Source organism: Nonomuraea sp. ATR24, assembly GCF_041950485.1.
Taxonomy (GTDB): Bacteria; Actinomycetota; Actinomycetes; order Streptosporangiales; family Streptosporangiaceae; genus Nonomuraea; species Nonomuraea ceibae.
The window spans coordinates 205,209-222,755 of record NZ_JBGNUU010000011.1 but is presented as its reverse complement, the minus strand read 5'-3'; the positions used below and the strand labels follow the sequence as shown (position 1 = coordinate 222,755).

Here is a 17,547-nt window from a genome sequence, read left to right as displayed (position 1 = left end):
CAGAATGGACGTCATGGACGCGCTTCTTCGCATCGCGCCGGAGTTGCTGATGTTCCTGCCCGCGAGCCGCCGGCGGGAGGCACAGCCGATCACCCCCGACGGCTCGTCGACGCTGGGTCACCACGTGGAGTCGGCCGGCATCCCGCTGACGGAGGTGGGCCCGATGACGGTCGGCGGTGTGGGCGTGCCGCCGTCCTACCAGCCGCGCCCCGGCGACGTCGTGGACGTGCTCGGGGTGCCCCGCCCGCAGCCGCTGCCGGGCGAGCCGCGCTTCCTGCTGGACGTGCACCTGGGCACGCTGGCCAGGCGGCTGCGCCTGCTGGGCATCGACACGGCCTACCACAACGACATGGACGACCCGTCGCTGGTGGCGCAGGCGAACGCGGAGCGGCGGGTGCTGCTCACCCAGGACCGCGGCCTGCTGCGCCGCCGCGCGCTGTGGCTGGGCGCGTACGTGCGCGGCACGCGGGCGCCCGACCAGCTCCGCGACCTGCTGGAGCGGTTCGCGCCGCCGCTGCGGCCGTGGACGCGCTGCACGGCCTGCAACGGGGAGCTGGAGGCGGTGGCCAAGCGGGAGGTGGAGCCGGTGCTGCGTGACGGCACCCGGCGCAGTTACGACGCCTACGGCCGGTGCCGGGTGTGCGGCCAGGTCTACTGGCACGGCGCGCACAGCGGCGACCTGGAGGAGATCGTCCGCGCGGCGCGGGCGTGGGCGGCGGGCTGATCTCGGCGGGCTGATCTTGGGGGCGCCGCCCCTGGACGGTGCCGCGTTTCGGAGGGAAACTCCAGACGTGAGGGACGTCCCGCCCGCAGGGCCGTCCCCGGAGGATGGCTGTCCCTCCCCGGTCACCCGCCCTCGTGGGAGGAGCCGGATGCCGAGGTGGACGCGCACCGCCTCTCCGACGCAGCGCCCACGCCTCGGCTCTCCTCGCAGAACGGTACGCACAGGCCCCACGTCAGGCTCTTCACCTCCCGACAGGAAGGAACCCACCCATGGGCGCCAACCTCCGCGATCGTCACCACACCCCCGACGGCCACGGGCGCGCACTGCGCCTGGGGATCGGCGGACCGGTGGGGAGCGGCAAGACGGCCCTGGTGGCGGCCCTGTGCCGGACGCTCGGCCCGGCCCTGCAGCTCGCCGTCGTCACGAACGACGTCCGCACCACCGACGACGCCGACTTCCTGCGCGGCGCGGACGTCCTCGACCCCGAGCGCATCCTGGCCGTGGAGACCGGCGGCCTGCCGCACACCGCGATCCGCGACGACCTCGCCGCCAACCTCGACGCGGTGGAGACGCTGGAGGAGCGGTTCGGGCCGCTGGACCTGGTGCTGGTGGAGAGCGGGGGCGACAGCCTGGCGGCGACGTTCGGCCGGAAGCTGGCCGACCGGCAGATCTTCGTCCTGGACGCGGCCGGCGGCGACCGGGTGCCGCGCAAGGGCGGCCCCGGCGTCACCCAGGCCGATCTGCTGGTCGTCAACAAGACGGACCTGGCCCCGCTGGTGGGCGCCGACCTGGAGTCGATGGCCCGCGACGCGGCGGCGGTCCGGGGCGGCGGTCCGGTGGTGTTCACCTCGATCAGGCAGGATCCCACCGCGGCGGAGGTCTCCGCCTGGGTGAAGGACCAGGCCAAGACCTGGCGCCACTCCTGACCTCGCCGCGCGCCCGGCCGTACGCCGCGGACACACGGTTGGCGCGTCGCGGACGGTGGTGGCGGCGGCACGATCGGCTTATGGTGATCGGGTGGCCGACCATCTCACGCCGTCACCCGCCGGGAGACTCCACGCCTTCGCCGTCATGCTCGCGGGCGGCCTGCTGATCTTCTGCGTCGTCCTGCCCTGGGCCGGGACGCAGGCGACGAGCGACCTGGTCGGCGCCGGGCTGTCACGCGACGTGCGCGGCATCGACGACGCCTCCGGCGTGTGGACGCTGCTGGCCGGGCTGGCGGCGGCGGGCTGCGGGCTGGCCGGCCTGATCGGCCGCCCGCGCGTCGCGGCGCTGGCCGCGCTGCCGGGCGCGCTCGCGGCGGTGGTGCTGGTGCTGTTCGTGACCGGCTCGGCCGGCCTGCCCGACCGGGTCTCGATCGACCTGGGCTTCCTGTCGATCGAGCCGGTCATCCGCTACGGCTGGTTCGCCGCGCTGGGCGCGTCGCTGGCGGTGGTGGTGCTGGCGGTCCTGGCGCTGTTCCGCCGGTCCCCGGCTGCCACCCGTCAGTCGTAGAAGCCCAGGCGGCGCAGTTGCTTGGGGTCGCGCTGCCAGTCCTTGAGCACGCTGATGCGCAGGTCCAGATAGACGCGGGTGCCGAGCAGGGCCTCGATCTGCTTGCGAGCCGCGGTGCCGACCTCGCGCAGCCGCTCGCCCTTGTGTCCGATGACGATGGCCTTCTGCGACGGCCGCTCGACGAACAGGTGGGCGTAGATGTCGAGCAGGTCGTCGCGCCCCTCGCGCGGCAGCATCTCGTCGACGACGACGGCGATGGAGTGGGGCAGCTCGTCGCGGACGCCTTCGAGGGACGCCTCCCGGATGAGCTCGCCCACGAGCACCTGCTCGGGCTCGTCGGTGAGCTGCCCGTCCTCGTACAGCGGCGGCGACTCGGGCAGGTGCTCGATGAGCACGTCGCCGAGCACGTCGATCTGCTCGCCCGACTGCGCCGACACCGGGACGACCGCCGCGAACTCCGCGATCTCCGACACCGCGAGGAGCTGCGCGGCGATCTGGTCGCGGCTCGCCAGGTCGCACTTGGTGACCACGGCCACGACGGGCGTGTTCTTGACGGCGGCGAGCTTGTCGGCGATGAACCGGTCGCCCTTGCCGATCGGCTCGTTGGCCGGCACGCAGAACCCGATCACGTCGACCTCGGTGAGCGTGGACAGCACGAGGCTGTCGAGCCGCTCACCGAGCAGCGTGCGCGGGCGGTGCAGGCCGGGCGTGTCGACGATGACGATCTGGGCCTCGGGCCGGTGCACGATGCCGCGAATGGCGCGGCGGGTGGTCTGCGGCTTGGACGAGGTGATCGCCACCTTCGTGCCGACCAGGGCGTTCATCAGCGTGGACTTGCCGACGTTCGGCCTCCCCACGAAGCAGGCGAATCCGGCGCGATGGTTGTCTGGCGAAGTCACATAGTGCATTCTGGCTCATCGACCGGCCTGGTCACGCCACCAGGCGAAGACCTGGGGCAGCACGTGGGGGCTCCACGCGGTCATCCTGAGCCCGGCCAGCTCCGGCTCGGTGACCCAGCGCGCGTCGGTGATCTCGTCCCCGTCGGGGGTGGGCGTGCCGGAGACGATGGCGCAGGCGTACGTGATGATCACGTACGCGACCTGGTGCCCGTTGGGGTAGAGGACGCGGAAGTCGGGGCCGCCGTGGGCGCCGATGAGGGCGCGTACGCGGACCTCGAGGCCGAGCTCCTCGCGCAGCTCGCGCACGACGGCGTCCTCGGGCCGCTCGTCGGGGTCGACGCCGCCGCCCGGGGTGGCCCAGAGGCCGACGTCGCCGTGGCGTGCCACCAGCAGCCTGCCGCTCTCGTCGAACACGCAGCCGTTGACCGACGGCAGCATGAGGAGCTGGGAGCCGACCTTGGCGCGCAGATCGGCCAGGAACGGCGACATCGGCATGTCAGGCCCCGCCGGGCGTGCCGTCGCGCAGCGTGCCGTCCGGGCCGGCCACGAGGATGGTCTTGACACCCAGCTCGCGGGCGGCGGCCTCGTCGGCGGCGCTCGGCCCGTCGCCGTCGGTGACCAGCGCCACGGCCTCCAGCGACCGCGCGCCGCTGGAGACGGCCGTCGCCACGGCCACCTGCACCGCCGACAGGGTGAGCGAGGTGAGCGCGACGTCGGTGGCCGCGTAGGTGCGGCCGGTCTCGTCGCGTACGGCGGCGCCCTGGGCGGAGCCGTTGCGCGCCCGGGACGACCGGGCCAGGGTGATGATCTTGCTGTCTTCGGGATCGAGAGTCACGAGGACCAGATTAGGCGCTGGCCATCCGCATCACCGCGTCGAGGAGTTGCCGCGTGCGCTGCGGGTCCACCTCGGCCATGCTCGTGTGCACCAGCGAGACCAGCGTGTCGCCCGAGCGGGCGAGCACGACGTCGAGCGTGTAGGGATAGCCGTTCAGCCGTCCGCGCAGTTCGCCGCCCACCGCCTCGTCGGCCACCTTCCCGACCGGCACCAGCGTGGTGCGCAGGTGGGTGCCGGTGCCCTGGCGCACCGCGCGGCACGCCTCCAGGGCTCGGGTCAGTTCGGCCAGGTGCTGTTCGGCGGCGGCGCCGGTGTAGCGGGCCAGGCCGACGCCGACCTGCTCGCCGAGCTCGTCGCCCTGATAGCTGGCCGCGGCCTGCGCGGTCAGCTCCTGCGCGGGCGCCCGCCCGCCCGCCGCGTCGAGCACGGCCCGGCAGTTGCGGTCGGCCGGGGTGAACGGCGCCCGCCACGCCTGCTCGGGCCGGGGCGAGAAGCCCTCGGGCAGCCGCGGCTCCTTCTTGAGAACCTCCCGCATCTGGGCCAGGGCCTGTACGTCGACCCCTTGGACGAGGCCGCCGTCTCCGCAGCCTGTCAGGGCACCGGCAAGGAGCCCGCAGGCGATGATCCGCTGTCCGCGTTTCATGATTCCCTCCGACCGGCAGCCTCCCCGGTCGGCAATTACGGCAATCCACCGCTACTACCAACAAAGGATCAAACGCAAAAAGGGTGCTCCCGTCCTGTTCGGACGAGAACACCCTTTACGCCGAACAACGTCACGATCGGCTAGCTGATCGAGACGTTGCCGTCCCCCCGGAAGCCTTCCTCCCGCCGCGAACCCCACCCGGCGCTCGGAAGCCCCCCTCGTGACACCCACCGCACAGGGTGTCGAGAGAAAGACTGGCGGACGGCGCTTGCAGAAGACTTGTAGAACGCTTGCGGCAACCTGGACCCGCCGGTCAGTCGTGCTCGGCGCGGGCGGGGACCACGTCGTCGCCCAGCGGCAGCACCCGCCGCACGACCACGGTGCTGATCCGGTTGCGCCGCCCGGCCAGGCTCTCGGCCGTCAGCCTGAGGCCCGCCACCTCGGCCTGGGAGCCGGCGATCGGCACCCGGCCCAGCGCGTGGGCCAGCAGCCCGCCCACCGTCTCGACGTCGTCGACCTCGATCTCGGTGTCGAACAGCTCGGCCAGCTCGTCGACCGGCATCCGGGCCGTCACCCGCAGCGCCCCGCCGGGCATCGGCTCGACCCGGGGCGCCTCCTGGTCGTACTCGTCGGTGATCTCGCCGACGATCTCCTCCAGCACGTCCTCGATCGTGACCAGGCCGGCCGTGCCGCCGTACTCGTCGATGACGATGGCCAGATGGGTCTGCTTGGCCTGCATCTCGCGCAGGAGCTCGTCGATCGGCTTGCTCTCGGGCACGTACGTGGCCGGGCGCATGATCGACTCGATGCGCTCGTGCCCGCGGTCGGCGCCCGACTCGTGCACCCGCCGGGTGATGTCCTTGAGGTAGGCGATGCCGATGACGTCGTCCTCGTTCTCGCCGGCCACCGGGATGCGGGAGAAGCCGCTGCGCAGCGCCAGCGACAGCGCCTGGCTGAGCGTCTTGCCCCGCTCGATGTAGACCATGTCGGTGCGCGGCACCATGACCTCGCGCACCAGCGTGTCGCCCAGCTCGAACACCGAGTGGATCATCTCGCGCTCGTCGGGCTCGATGACCCGGCGCTCCTCGGCCAGGTCGACCAGGTCACGCAGCTCCGCCTCGGAGGTGAACGGCCCGTCGCGGAACCCCTTGCCGGGCGTCAGCGCGTTGCCCAGCAGGATGAGCAGCTTGGGCAGCGGCCCGAAGATCTTCGTCAGCCCGTAGACGATCGGGGCGCTGGCCAGCGCGATCGGCTCGGCGTGCTGGCGGCCCAGGGTGCGCGGCATGACGCCGACGATCACGTAGCTCACCACGATCATCACGGCCGCGGCGGACACGTACGCCCAGCCCTGGTCGTGCATGAGGTCGATGAACAGCAGTGTCGCGATCACCGTCGCGACCAGCTCGCAGCTCAGCCGGAGCAGGAGCAGCAGATTGAGGTAGCGCGGCGCGTCGGAGACGATCGCGTGCAGCCGGTCGGCGCCGCGCCTGCGGTCTCGCACGGCCTCCTCGGCGCGCACCCGGGAGATGCGCGTCAACGCCGTTTCCGCGCTGGCGATGAGGCCACCGACCACGACGAGGACGATGGCCAACGGCAACCAGGCGTTCACCGGGAGTCGCGCACCTCCCGCCAGGCTTCGAGCAGCCGGGCCTGCAGCCCGAACATCTCCTTGTGCTCCTCGGGCTCGGCGTGGTCGTAGCCCATCAGGTGGAGGATGCCGTGGGTGCACAGCAGCTCGAGCTCGGCCTGGGCGCTGTGGCCGGCCTCCTCGGCCTGCCGGGCCGCCACCTGCGGGCAGAGCACCACGTCGCCCAGCAGCGCCGGGTCGGCGGGGCTCTCGCCGTCGCCACGCGCGCCGCCGCCGGGACGCAGCTCGTCCATCGGGAAGGCGAGCACGTCGGTCGGGCCGGGCTCGCCCATCCACTTCTCGTGCAGCTCGGCCATGGCGTCCTCGTCGACGACCACGATCGAGAGCTCGGCCAGCGGGTTGATGCCCATCTCGGCGAGCACGTGGCCGGCCAGCGCGACGAGGGTCTCCTCGTCGACGCCGACGCCGGACTCGTTGTTGATCTCGATGCTCATCGGCGCTTTCCCCGCTGCTGCTGGATCTGCTTCGGCTCCTGGAGTGCGTCGTAGCGCCCGTAGGCGTCGACGATCTCGCTCACCAGCTTGTGGCGGACCACGTCGGAGCTGGTCAGCCGGGCGAAGTGGATGTCGGGGATGCCCTCGAGGATCTCCTGCACCACCCGCAGGCCGCTGACCGTGCCCGAGGGCAGGTCGACCTGGGTGACGTCACCCGTCACCACGATCTTGGAGTTGAAGCCGAGACGGGTCAGGAACATCTTCATCTGCTCGGCCGAGGAGTTCTGGGCCTCGTCGAGGATGATGAAGGCGTCGTTGAGCGTGCGGCCGCGCATGTAGGCCAGCGGCGCGACCTCGATCGTGCCCGCGGCCATCAGCTTGGGGATCGAGTCGGGGTCGACCATGTCGTGCAGCGCGTCGTAGAGCGGCCGCAGGTAGGGGTCGATCTTCTCGTAGAGGGTGCCGGGCAGGAAGCCGAGCCGCTCGCCGGCCTCGACCGCGGGGCGGGTCAGGATGATGCGGTTGACCCGCTTCTCCTGGAGCGCGCGCACGGCCTTGGCCATCGCGAGGTAGGTCTTGCCGGTGCCGGCGGGGCCGATGCCGAAGACGATCGTGTGCTTGTCGATCGCGTCGACGTAGCGCTTCTGGTTGACCGTCTTGGGCCTGATGGTCCGCCCGCGCGAGGAGAGGATGTCGAGCGACAGCACCTCGGCCGGGCGGTCGGAGGTCATGCGGAGCATGGCGATGCTCCGCTCGACCGCGTCGGGGGTGAGCTCGCCGCCGCTGCGCAGCACCTCGACCAGCTCCTCGAACAGCCGCACCACGGTGCCGCTCTCGTCGGGGCTGCCGGTGACGGTGATCTCGTTCCCGCGCACGTGGATGTCGGCCTTGAAGGCGCCCTCGATGACGCGCAGCAGCTCGTCACGTGAGCCCAGGAGGCTGACCATCGGGTATTCGTCCGGAATCAGCACCTTGGCTTGAGTGCGCGAGGGAGGTGCCGTTCGTCGGGATTCGTGTAGTTCGGACATGGGCAGGCCAGCGGCCTGATGCCTCCCGGTCTCCTTGGCTTTGCTTGTGCCCCCATGGTAGCCGGGACCAGGCCGATCGCTCATGCCAATATCACCCGGGCGGCCAGGTCAGGTCACGCCCGCCCAGCACGTGCGCGTGCACGTGGAAGACGGTCTGCCCGGCGCCGGCCCCGGTGTTGAACACGATCCGGTAACCGCCGGGCGCGACGCCCTCCTGCACGGCCACCGCGTGCGCGGCCTTGAGCACGTCGTCGGCCAGCCCGTCGTCGGCCTCGGCCAGGGCCGCCGCGTCGGCGTGGTGCGCCTTCGGTACGACGAGCACGTGGGTGGGCGCCTGCGGGTTGATGTCGCGGAAGGCCAGCGCCCGCTCGGTCTCCAGGACGATCTCGGCCTCGATCTCCCTGGCCACGATCTTGCAGAAGAGGCAGTCGGTCACCCGATCACCTTACCGACACGGGACATCGCCTGATCGGCGTTGCGAATCGGTGACCGCTTCCCGCGTGGCGTCCGAAGATCAACGCGGTTAGGGTGTGTGTGCGACACTTCAAGGAAAAGAGACGATTCAGGGTCGGGCGAGGCCACCTGGCGAGGACACGACTGGGTCATGCCCCCTAAGGAACCGGAAGAGCGTAAACCCTCAGGCAAGGCCGCGCGTCCCACTGAAGTGACCACCGAAACCCTCCTGGCCGACAGGTCCATGGGGGCGGTGCCGGTCGGGTGGGACGCCGACATGGCCGTGACCGCGCTCTACAGCGCGCACTTTCGGTCATTGGTACGTCTCGCTGTGTTGCTGGTGCGCGACATGGCAACCGCGGAGGAAGTCGTGCAGGACGCGTTCGTCGCCATCCACGGCGCCTGGCGCAGACTGCGTGACCCCGACAAAGCACTCGCCTACCTGCGTCAGTCCGTCGTCAACCGGTCCCGTTCCGTGCTGCGCCACCGCGCGGTCGTCGAGAAATACGCGCCGAAGGGCCTGCCCGACGCGCCGAGCGCCGAGAACGGCGCGATCGGCGAGCTCGAACGCTCCGCCGTGATCGAGGCGCTGCGAGCCCTGCCCACCCGTCAGAGAGAGGCACTGGTCCTTCGTTACTACGGTGATCTGTCCGAGGCTGAGATCGCCCACGCCATGGGCATCAGCAAGGGCGCGGTCAAGAGCCACACGGCGCGTGGCATGGCCGCCTTGCGATCCGTCCTGGAGAAGATGTCATGACCCAGCCCCCCGACGAGCACGGCGACGCCCTGCGCCGTGCGCTCCACGCGGAGGCGGACGCGGTCGTGCCCTCGCCGGACGGGCTGGAGATCATCCGCGCCCGGATCGAGCGGCGCGGGGCGCGCAACCTCATCTGGTGGCGGGTGGGCGCCGCCGCGGCCAGCGCCGTCCTGGTCGCCGCCACGATCGTGATGGTGGTCCCCGAGCTGCGCAACCAGGTGATCGAGCAGGTGCCCGTCCAGGAGGTCGAGGCCACCTCCAGCGCCACCCCGCCGGCCAAGTCGTCGACCAGCCGGCCCGCCGAGCCGAAGGCCACCGTACGGCAGGACCCGCCGGCGGTCGTCGTCCCCGACCCGTCCACGCCGCCGCCCTCCCCGCAGCCGTCGGAGACGGCCAGGTCGACCAGCAAGCCCTCCCCCTCCCCCAGCTCCGAGCCCAGCACGACGCCGTGCCCGACGGCCGCCGAGGAGCAGGCGGAGCCGCCCGCCGACTGCCCGGAGATCACGCCCTCGCCCTCGCCGGACCCGTCGATCTCGGAGACCGCCGCGCCCGAGGCGCCCTGCCCCGCCGAGGAGTGCCCGCCGGGCGACCCGGCGCCGACCGCGTCGGACGCGCCCAGCCCGCTGCTCGCCACCCCGCCCCCGCTCCCCTGACGCCCCCAGGCGCATGGCCCGCCGGGACGCTACCAGCGGCCGGAGCGCGCCAGCAGCACGGCCGCCGCCGCCACCCCCGCCGTCGAGGTGCGCAGCACCGTCGGCCCCAGCAGCACCGGCACCGCCTTGGCCGCCTCGAAGCGCGCCAGCTCGTCCTCCGACACGCCGCCCTCCGGGCCCACCACGACGACGATGTCGCCGCCCGCCGGCAGCGCCACCCGCGACAGCGGCTCGGCCGCCTCCTCGTGCAGCACCAGCCCCAGCGCCGCGCCCGCCAGCAGCGCCTCCACGCGGGCCGTCGTGGCGGGCTCGGCCACCTCCGGCAGATGGAACCGGCGCGCCTGCTTGCCCGCCTCCCGCGCCGTGGACCGCCACCGGCCCAGCGCCTTGGCGGCCCGCTCGCCCTTCCACTGCGTGATCCTGCGCGAGGCGGCCCACGGCACGATCACGTCGACGCCCGCCTCGGTCATCATCTCCACGGCCAGCTCGCCCCGGTCACCCTTGGGCAGGCCCTGCACCACGACCAGCCGGGGCCGCGGCGCGGGCACCTCGTGGCGGGCCAGCACGTCCAGCCGCAGCGCGTCCTTCAGCACCTCGCGCACCACGCACTCGGCCACCGCGCCCGCGCCGTCGGTCAGGTCGACCCGCTCACCCTCGCGCAGCCGCCGCACCGACGCCGCGTGCCGCCCCTCGGGGCCGTCGAGCACCAGCTCGGACCCGCTCAGATCCGCCGCGAGGAACACCGGAACCGTCACCGTGTCGCACTCCAGATTCTTCACGTCACGCAGTCAAGCGAACACGCGACGCAATATCGTGTCACGTGCACTCGCACTTTCCTGACGTCACTTTACGAGGGCCCAGCGCGATGACCATGTCCCCCGCCCGCGGGCTGCCCCTGAGGGCGCGCCTGTTCCTGCTGCCGGCCGTGCCGGCGCTGCTGCTCATCGCGGCGACGGGAGCCGGCGTCGCGGACCTCGCCGCGGCCCGTGCCGAGGCCGCGTCCGGCGTCCGCCAGGTGGACGTGGCACTCGCCGCCGAGGACCTGGTCCACGCCCTCCAGCGCGAACGCACCCTCGCCGCGGGCCGCGCGGCCGGTGAGGAGCGCTTCGCCGCCGACCTCGCCGCCGCCCGCCGCGCCACCGACGGCGCCCTCGCCCCGCTGCTCAGCGGCCGCGCCGGGGCCGGGCGCGTACGCGAGTCGCTTCCCGGGCCCGGCACCCTGGCCGAGATCCGCGCGGCCGGGGAGAACGCCGGGAACGTCGGGAACGCCGCCGGGACAGCCGAGGGCGCCGTCCCCGGAGCCGCCGTGCCTGGCGCCGCCGGAACCACCGCCCCCGGCACGGCCGCCGTCCCCGAAGCGACCGCAACCGCCGTCCCAGGGGAAAGCGGAACCGCCGTCCCTGGAGCGGCCGGGAGCGCCGTGCCGGGGGCGGCGGCCGTGCCGGGGGAGGTGGGGGCGCGGCCCCGGCATCTGACGGTGTTCACCGCCTATACGACGACGATCGCGGCCGTGCTGGCGGCCTCGCACCGGGCGGGGCCGCTGGAGGCGCTGGCGCGGGGCAAGGAGGCCGCCGCGCAGCAGCGCGCGCTGGTGACGGGGGCGCTGGCGGCGGGCGGGTTCGCGGCGGCCGACTACGCGGCGTTCCTGCGGGCCGGGGCCGTGGCGGACGACGCCCTGGCCCGCTACGGGCGGATGGCCGGGCGGACGGGCGCGGCGGCGCTGGACCGGGCGCTGCGGGCCGGACCGGTGGCCCGGGTGGCCGCGCTGGAGCAGGAGGCCGTGGCGAGCGCCTCGGGCACGGAGGTGACGGCGGGGCCCCGGGCATGGGAGAGCGCCACGGAGGCCCGTACGGACGCGCTGAGGGCCGCCCAGCGGGTGGCGGGCGGTCAGGCCCGCGCGGCCGCCGTGGCCGCCGTGGAACGCGAGACGCGCCGCCTGGTGACGCTGGCGGCCTCCGGCGCCGCGCTGACGCTGATGCTGCTCGCGCTGGGGGCGCTGGTCGTGCGCTCGGTCCTGCGTCCGCTGCGCAACCTGGCCACGGAGGCGGCCATCCTGCGCGACCACGCGGCCGAGCTGGAGTCCGGCGTACGGGAGGCGGGCCCCGGCAGGGCGCGGGCCGACGCGTTCACCGAGGTGGCGTGGGCCGTCGGGGGCATGCACGCGACGGCGGCGCGGCTGGCCGCCCAGCGGACGGCGCTGCGCGAGGGCACCGCGGAGGCGCTGGCCGAGCTGGGGCGGCGCAACCGCGACCTGGTGCACCGTCAGCTCGGCGCGGTCGGCGTGCTGCAGCGGCACGAGTCCGACCCGGCGGCGCTGGCGCGGCTGTGCGAGCTCGACCGGCTGACCGGGCGGCTGCGCAGGAACGCCGAGAGCCTACTGGTGCTGGCGGGCAAGCGGGCGGCACGCCGCTCGTCGGAGCCGGTCCCGGTGGCCGACGTTGTGCGGATGACGCTGGCGGAGATGGAGGGCCATCACCGGGTGACGCTGCGGGTGCTGGACGGCCCGCTGGTGCGCGGGGCCGTCGTGGCCGAGGTGGCGCACCTGCTGGCCGAGCTGGTGGAGAACGCGCTGGCGTTCTCGCCGCCCGACGCCGAGGTGGAGATCTGGGCACGCGCCGACGAGGGCGAGTGCCGCATCACGATCACCGATCACGGCGTCGGCATGACGCCCGCCGAGCTGGCCGCGGCCAACGCCCGGCTCAGGGGCGAGGAGAGCTTCCTGGCCGCGCCCGACCGCTGCCTCGGCCACCACGTGGTGGGCCGGCTGGCGGAGCGGCTCGGCGTGCGGGTGTGGCTGCACGAGACGCCCCGCTCCGGGGTGACCGCCCGGGTGGCGCTGCCGGAGGAGCTCCTGACGGCTGCCTCAGCGGCCGTTGAACGCGTCGCGCAGCCGTGAGAAGAACCCCTGCTGGCCCGGCGCGAACTTGCCGGGCGGGCGCTCCTCGCCGCGCAGCTTGGCCAGCTCGCGCAGCAGCTCCTCCTGGGCCGGGTCGAGGCGGCCGGGCGTCTCGACGTTGACGTGGATGAGCAGGTCGCCGCGGCCCGACTCGTTGAGCCGCTGGACGCCGCGCCCGTACATGGTGATGACCTGACCGGACTGGGTGCCGGGCCGCACGTCGACCTCCTCCGGGCCGTCGAGCGTCTCGACGGACAGGATGGTGCCGAGCGCGGCCGCCGTCATCGGGATCTGGACCGTGCAGTGCAGGTCGTCGCCGCGCCGTTCGAAGATCTCGTGCGGCTTCTCGGCGATCTCCAGGAACAGGTCGCCGGGCGGGCCGCCGCCGGGGCCGACCTCGCCCTCGCCGGCGAGCTGGATGTGGGTGCCGTCCTCGACGCCGGCCGGGATCCGGACCTTGATCGTGCGGCGGGTGCGCACCCGGCCGTCGCCGGAGCACTCCTGGCACGGGTGGCGGATGATGCTGCCGAAGCCGCCGCACTGCGGGCACGGCCGCGAGGTCATGACCTGGCCCAGGAACGAGCGGGTGACCTGGGAGATCTCGCCGCGCCCGTTGCACATGTCACAGGTGTCGGGGTGGGTGCCCTGGGCGGTGCCGGCGCCCTGGCACACCTCACAGGTGACGGCCGTGTCGACGACGAGCTCACGGGTGGTGCCGAACGCGGTCTCGCGCAGGTCGAGCTCGACCCGGATGGTCGCGTTGCGGCCGCGCCTGGCACGCGAGCGGGGCCCGCGCGTGCCGCCGGCGGTGCCGAAGAAGGCGTCCATGATGTCGCTGAACGGGAACCCGGCGCCGAACCCGCCGGCGCCCGCACCCGCGCCGCCGCCGCCGAACGGGTCGCCGCCGAGGTCGTACATCTGGCGCTTGCTCGGGTCGGACAGCACCTCGTAGGCCTGCGTGATCTCCTTGAACCGCTCCTGGGTGGCGGGATCGGGATTCACGTCAGGGTGCAGCTCGCGGGCCAGCCGGCGGTAGGCCTTCTTGATCTCGTCCTGACTGGCGTCACGGCGCACCCCGAGGGTGGCGTAGTAGTCGCTGTTTGCCACTTATCGACCTCTTAAGATGCAGCCAGGATCTGGCTGACGTAGCGTGCCACCGCGCGTACGGCGCCCATCGTCACGGGGTAGTCCATCCTCGTGGGGCCCAGCACGCCGAGCCGGGCCAGTTGGTTGTCGCCTTGACCGTATCCCGTGGCGACGATGGACGTGCCCCGCAGTCCGGTATAGGCGTTCTCGGAACCGATGCGCACGGTGAGAGCGGACGGGGTGTCTGTGGTTGTCTCGCCGAGCAGCCGCATGAGCACGACCTGTTCCTCCAGCGCCTCCAGCACGTCGCGCAGGCCGACGCTGAAGTCGGCGCCGGCCAGGTTGGCCGCGCCGGCGAACACGATCTTCTCGTCGTGCCGCTCGACGAGCGTTTCGAGCAGGACCGACAGGATCGTCGCCACCACCGGCCGGTCCTCGACCGGCAGCCGCTCGGGCAGGTCGGACACCAGCTCCGGCACGCTGGCCAGGCCGCAGCCGTCGAGACAGGCGTTGAGCACCGCGCGCAGGTGCGCGATGCGGGTGTCCTCCACCACCTCGGGCAGCTCGATCACGCGCTGCTCGACGCGGCCGGTGTTGGTGATCAGGACGAGCATGACCCGCCGCTCGGCGAGCGGGACCAGCTCGACGTGCCGGACCGTGGAACGGGTCAGGGTCGGATACTGCACGACGGCGACCTGCCTGGTGAGCTGCGCGAGCAGCCGCACCGTGCGGGTCACCACGTCGTCGAGGTCGACCGCGCCCGCCAGGAAGGTCTCGATCGCCCGGCGCTCCGCTCCGGAGAGCGGCTTGACCTGCGAGAGCCTGTCGACGAACAGGCGATAACCCTTGTCCGTCGGCACTCGGCCCGCGCTGGTGTGCGGCTGGGTGATGTAGCCCTCCTCCTCCAGCGCGGCCATGTCGTTGCGGACCGTCGCCGGGGAGACCTTGAGGTTGTGGCGCTCGGCGAGCGCCTTCGAGCCGACGGGTTCGTTGGTCGACACGTAGTCTTCGACAATGGCGCGGAGCACCGCGAGTTTACGATCGTCGAGCACGTGCGCACCTCCTACCGCTGCCTTTAGGGGAAACGCCAGGTCTAGCACTCTGTGTTCCCGAGTGCCAAGTGTACGGCTCTCACCCACAAGGTGCGATAACGCCGGGGGCCCGATGACAAGCCGAATGCCAAGCCTCACACTTGCCGCCATGACGGACAATTCGCCGTACGGCCCGCCGCCTCCGCCGGGGCCGCAGCCGGGGACCCACCACCAGTATCCGCCCCCTCCCCCTGGTCAGCAGCCCTACTTCGCCCCGCCGCCGCCCCCGTACGGGCAGCAGTTCCCGCCTCCGTACGGGCAGCGGGTGGACCCGAAGGCGATCCGGCCCCGGCTGAGGTGGATCGGCCTCGCATGGGGCGTGGCCGCCGTGTGCGTGCTGGCCGCCGGGGCGCTGTTCGTGAGCAGCCTGTTCAGCACGGTGGCGAACGTGGCGCCGAACCGCACGTTCGCCGCCGGCGAGACGGTCGCGGCCACGCTCGACCCGGCCGACGGCCCCGCCCTTTACCTCGCCTCCGACGGCCCGGTCAGCTACGACTGCCAGATCTCCGGCGGCGCCACGCTCATCGCGCCCTCCGGCACGACCACGCTCACCGTCGACGGCACCCGCTGGGAGCAGATCGCGCTGGTCAACGCGCCGTCGGCGGGCCAGTACCAGGTCACCTGCGCCACCCAGCAGCAGTCGGACGCCCGGTTCGGCATCGGCACGGGCGTGCTCGGCGCGGCGGCCGGGGTCGTGGGCGGCGCGGCGGTGGCCGCGATCGTGGCCGCGATCGGCGTGCTCGCGGCGGCCTTCGTGACGATCGTGGTCGTGGTACGCCGCAGCGGGCACCGCAAGCGCCTCGCGGCGGGCGGGTGATTTGCTACGGTCCCCGGTGTGTACGACGGTGATGTTCTCGCGGGAAACTGGCGGCGCCCGGGCAAGGGCAAGATCCCGCAGGTGCCGGCCGAGCCGGACCTGGTGGTGGAGGACGCCGACAGCGGCTTCTGCGGCGCGGTGGTGGCCTGCGACAAGGAGGCCGTCACGCTGGAGGACCGCTTCGGCAGGCGCCGGCTGTTCCCGCTCGCGCCCGCCGCGTTCCTGCTGGAGGGCAAGGTCGTGACGCTCGTGCGGCCCCAGGCCGCCGCTCCCCGGGCGCCCCGGCGCAGCGCCTCGGGCTCGATCGCCGTGGAGGGGCTGCGGGCCAGGGTGGCCCGCGAGAGCCGCATCTACGTCGAGGGCGTGCACGACGCCGCCCTGGTGGAGAAGATCTGGGGTCACGACCTGCGGGTCGAGGGCGTGGTCGTCGAGTACCTGGAGGGCGTCGACGACCTGCCGGCGATCGTCGAGGAGTTCGCGCCCGAGCCGGGGCGGCGGCTGGGCGTGCTGGTCGACCATCTGGTGCCGGGCTCCAAGGAGAGCCGCATCGCCGCCCAGGTCACCTCGCCGCACGTGCTCGTGGTCGGGCACCCGTACGTGGACATCTGGCAGGCGGTCAAGCCGTCGGCCGTGGGCATCGCGGCCTGGCCGGACGTGCCGCGCGGGGTGCCGTGGAAGGAGGGCGTGATCGCCGCCCTGGGCTGGCGCGCCGAGCCGGCCGACGCCTGGCGGCGCATCCTCGGCTCCGTCTCGACCTACGCGGATCTGGAGCCCGAGCTGCTCGGCCGGGTCGAGGAGCTGATCGACTTCGTCACCGCGGCAGCCTCGTGAGCGCGGCGGCCTGATCAGCTCAGGATGTCGCGGACCAGGGCGTCGGCGAGCAGGCGGCCCCGCAGGGTGAGCACCATGCGGCCGGCCTTGAACGCCTCCGGCTCCAGGAGCCCGTCGGCCAGCGCGGCGGCGACGTGGGTGCGGCCGGTGGGCGGCACGTCGGCCAGGGGGTAGCCGGACGCGAGCCGGAGCTCCAGCATGAGGCGTTCGGTCGCCCGGTCCTCGCCGGTGAGCTCCTCGCGGGCGTGCGCGGGCGACAGGCCCTCCGCCAGGCGCTGCGCGTAGGGGGCGGGGTGCTTGACGTTCCACCAGCGGGTGCCGCCGACGTGGCTGTGGGCGCCGGGCCCGGCGGCCCACCAGTCGCCGCCGGTCCAGTAGAGCAGGTTGTGGCGGCACCGGGCCTCGTCGGAGGTCGCCCAGTTGGACACCTCGTACCAGCGGAACCCGGCCTCGGCCAGCATCTCGTCGGCGATCACGTAGCGGTCGGCGGCCACGTCGTCGTCGGGCATCGGCAGCTCGCCGCGCCGGATGCGGGCGGCCAGGCGGGTGCCGTCCTCGACGATCAGCGAGTAGGCCGACACGTGGTCGGGCTCGGCCTCGACGGCGGCGGCCAGCGAGGCGCGCCAGTCGTCGTCGCTCTCCCCCGGCGTGCTGTAGATCAGGTCCAGGTTGACGTGGTCGAACCCGGCCTTCCTGGCCTCCAGCACCGCCTGCCCGGCCCGGCCGGGGGTGTGCTGGCGGTCGAGCACGCGCAGGACGTGGTCGCGGGCGCTCTGCATGCCGAAGCTGACCCGGTTGAAGCCGCCTTCCCGGAGTCTCTCCAGGTATTTCGGGTCGACGGACTCGGGGTTCGCCTCGGTCGTCACCTCGGCCCCGGGCGCCAGGCCGAACTCCGCGCCGATGGCCGCCAGGATCCTCGACAGGTCCTCGGCGGGCAGCAGCGTGGGCGTGCCGCCGCCGAAGAACACCGTCTCGACCGGCAGCTCGGCGTCACCGAGCACGCGGCGGGCGAGCCGGATCTCCTCGACCACCGTGGCCGCGTAGTCGGCGCGCGAGGCGCCGGGACCCAGCTCGGCGGCGGTGTAGGTGTTGAAGTCGCAGTAGCCGCAGCGGGTCACGCAGAACGGAACGTGCACGTAGAAGCCGAACGGGCGCTCGCCGAGCCCCCGCAGGGCGCTCTCGGGCAGCTCGCCCGAGGCGGGCGCGGGGTCTCCGTCTGGCAGCGTCGATGGCACGTCTCCAGTGTGCCCGCTGCCAT

The 17,547-nt window shown here is 73.2% G+C and carries 20 protein-coding genes; 8 read left to right on the top strand and 12 right to left on the bottom strand.

The genetic code is table 11. The annotated features are described in order from the left end of the window. Positions 1-13 precede the first annotated feature (13 nt). The 3 genes from ACBI99_RS26285 (at position 14) to ACBI99_RS26275 (ending at position 2,218) form a co-directional block, all read left to right on the top strand. The gene (locus tag ACBI99_RS26285; protein WP_219507524.1) at positions 14-724 is read left to right on the top strand and encodes a Mut7-C ubiquitin/RNAse domain-containing protein; all 711 of its coding nucleotides are present in this window, start codon (positions 14-16) and stop codon (positions 722-724) included. A gap of 269 nt (positions 725-993) precedes the next feature. Continuing rightward, positions 994-1,650, top strand: coding sequence for an urease accessory protein UreG (gene ureG, locus ACBI99_RS26280; protein ID WP_219507522.1), 657 nt, complete (start codon positions 994-996; stop codon positions 1,648-1,650). A 91-nt stretch (positions 1,651-1,741) separates the two neighbouring features. After that, on the top strand, positions 1,742-2,218 hold the full coding sequence (locus tag ACBI99_RS26275; RefSeq protein ID WP_219507520.1) for a hypothetical protein: 477 nt from the start codon (positions 1,742-1,744) through the stop codon (positions 2,216-2,218). Here the strand turns inward: ACBI99_RS26275 and era are convergent. The 8 genes from era to ACBI99_RS26235 all read right to left on the bottom strand — a co-directional run bounded on the left by era (position 2,209) and on the right by ACBI99_RS26235 (position 8,141). Beyond that, positions 2,209-3,117, bottom strand: a complete 909-nt coding sequence (gene era / locus ACBI99_RS26270; RefSeq protein WP_375073724.1) for a GTPase Era — start codon at positions 3,115-3,117, stop codon at positions 2,209-2,211. The two genes, ACBI99_RS26275 and era, sit on opposite strands and share 10 nt — an antisense overlap. A 15-nt stretch (positions 3,118-3,132) precedes the next feature. Continuing rightward, on the bottom strand, positions 3,133-3,612 hold the full coding sequence (locus ACBI99_RS26265; RefSeq protein ID WP_357585142.1) for an NUDIX domain-containing protein: 480 nt from the start codon (positions 3,610-3,612) through the stop codon (positions 3,133-3,135). A gap of 1 nt (position 3,613) precedes the next feature. After that, complete coding sequence (locus tag ACBI99_RS26260; RefSeq protein ID WP_219507516.1) at positions 3,614-3,952, bottom strand: cytidine deaminase; 339 nt, start codon at positions 3,950-3,952, stop codon at positions 3,614-3,616. A 10-nt stretch (positions 3,953-3,962) separates the two neighbouring features. Beyond that, positions 3,963-4,595: a hypothetical protein gene (locus ACBI99_RS26255; protein ID WP_219507514.1), complete on the bottom strand. Its 633-nt coding sequence runs from the start codon at positions 4,593-4,595 to the stop codon at positions 3,963-3,965. Positions 4,596-4,908: 313 nt separating this feature from the next. Continuing rightward, positions 4,909-6,204 (bottom strand): hemolysin family protein, encoded by a 1,296-nt coding sequence (locus ACBI99_RS26250; RefSeq protein ID WP_357585144.1) that lies wholly within the window; start codon positions 6,202-6,204, stop codon positions 4,909-4,911. Further along, on the bottom strand, positions 6,201-6,677 hold the full coding sequence (gene ybeY, locus ACBI99_RS26245) for an rRNA maturation RNase YbeY (protein WP_219507512.1): 477 nt from the start codon (positions 6,675-6,677) through the stop codon (positions 6,201-6,203). The genes ACBI99_RS26250 and ybeY overlap by 4 nt, the downstream gene beginning before the upstream one ends. Then, positions 6,674-7,705 (bottom strand): PhoH family protein, encoded by a 1,032-nt coding sequence (locus tag ACBI99_RS26240; RefSeq protein ID WP_219507511.1) that lies wholly within the window; start codon positions 7,703-7,705, stop codon positions 6,674-6,676. The genes ybeY and ACBI99_RS26240 overlap by 4 nt, the downstream gene beginning before the upstream one ends. Before the next feature lie 91 nt (positions 7,706-7,796). Next, positions 7,797-8,141, bottom strand: a complete 345-nt coding sequence (locus ACBI99_RS26235; RefSeq protein WP_219507510.1) for a histidine triad nucleotide-binding protein — start codon at positions 8,139-8,141, stop codon at positions 7,797-7,799. Between the two features lie 261 nt (positions 8,142-8,402). Between ACBI99_RS26235 and ACBI99_RS26230 the strand changes: the two genes are divergently transcribed. After that, positions 8,403-8,915, top strand: a complete 513-nt coding sequence (locus ACBI99_RS26230; protein WP_049573205.1) for a SigE family RNA polymerase sigma factor — start codon at positions 8,403-8,405, stop codon at positions 8,913-8,915. After that, positions 8,912-9,568, top strand: coding sequence for a hypothetical protein (locus tag ACBI99_RS26225; RefSeq protein ID WP_219507509.1), 657 nt, complete (start codon positions 8,912-8,914; stop codon positions 9,566-9,568). Before ACBI99_RS26230 ends, ACBI99_RS26225 begins: the two co-directional genes overlap by 4 nt. A 29-nt stretch (positions 9,569-9,597) precedes the next feature. Here the strand turns inward: ACBI99_RS26225 and ACBI99_RS26220 are convergent, their stop codons facing one another. Then, positions 9,598-10,323: a 16S rRNA (uracil(1498)-N(3))-methyltransferase gene (locus ACBI99_RS26220; protein WP_375073760.1), complete on the bottom strand. Its 726-nt coding sequence runs from the start codon at positions 10,321-10,323 to the stop codon at positions 9,598-9,600. Positions 10,324-10,433: 110 nt separating this feature from the next. Between ACBI99_RS26220 and ACBI99_RS26215 the strand changes: the two genes are divergently transcribed. Next, positions 10,434-12,464 (top strand): nitrate- and nitrite sensing domain-containing protein, encoded by a 2,031-nt coding sequence (locus tag ACBI99_RS26215; protein WP_375073723.1) that lies wholly within the window; start codon positions 10,434-10,436, stop codon positions 12,462-12,464. Here the strand turns inward: ACBI99_RS26215 and dnaJ are convergent. Both dnaJ and hrcA read right to left on the bottom strand, forming a co-directional pair. After that, on the bottom strand, positions 12,432-13,571 hold the full coding sequence (dnaJ, locus tag ACBI99_RS26210; RefSeq protein WP_219507506.1) for a molecular chaperone DnaJ: 1,140 nt from the start codon (positions 13,569-13,571) through the stop codon (positions 12,432-12,434). The two genes, ACBI99_RS26215 and dnaJ, sit on opposite strands and share 33 nt — an antisense overlap. Positions 13,572-13,582: 11 nt before the next feature. After that, complete coding sequence (gene hrcA / locus ACBI99_RS26205; protein WP_219507505.1) at positions 13,583-14,602, bottom strand: heat-inducible transcriptional repressor HrcA; 1,020 nt, start codon at positions 14,600-14,602, stop codon at positions 13,583-13,585. 148 nt (positions 14,603-14,750) lie between these two features. On the opposite strand from hrcA, the gene ACBI99_RS26200 reads away from it, so the two are divergent. Both ACBI99_RS26200 and ACBI99_RS26195 read left to right on the top strand, forming a co-directional pair. Then, positions 14,751-15,458 carry a hypothetical protein gene (locus tag ACBI99_RS26200; protein ID WP_219507504.1) on the top strand — a complete coding sequence of 236 codons (708 nt, stop codon included), beginning with the start codon at positions 14,751-14,753 and terminating at the stop codon, positions 15,456-15,458. A gap of 18 nt (positions 15,459-15,476) precedes the next feature. Next, positions 15,477-16,289: a DUF3097 domain-containing protein gene (locus ACBI99_RS26195; RefSeq protein ID WP_219507503.1), complete on the top strand. Its 813-nt coding sequence runs from the start codon at positions 15,477-15,479 to the stop codon at positions 16,287-16,289. A gap of 14 nt (positions 16,290-16,303) precedes the next feature. Here ACBI99_RS26195 and hemW read toward each other — a convergent pair whose 3' ends face one another. Then, complete coding sequence (gene hemW / locus ACBI99_RS26190) at positions 16,304-17,524, bottom strand: radical SAM family heme chaperone HemW (RefSeq protein ID WP_375073722.1); 1,221 nt, start codon at positions 17,522-17,524, stop codon at positions 16,304-16,306. Between the last annotated feature and the right edge of the window lie 23 nt (positions 17,525-17,547).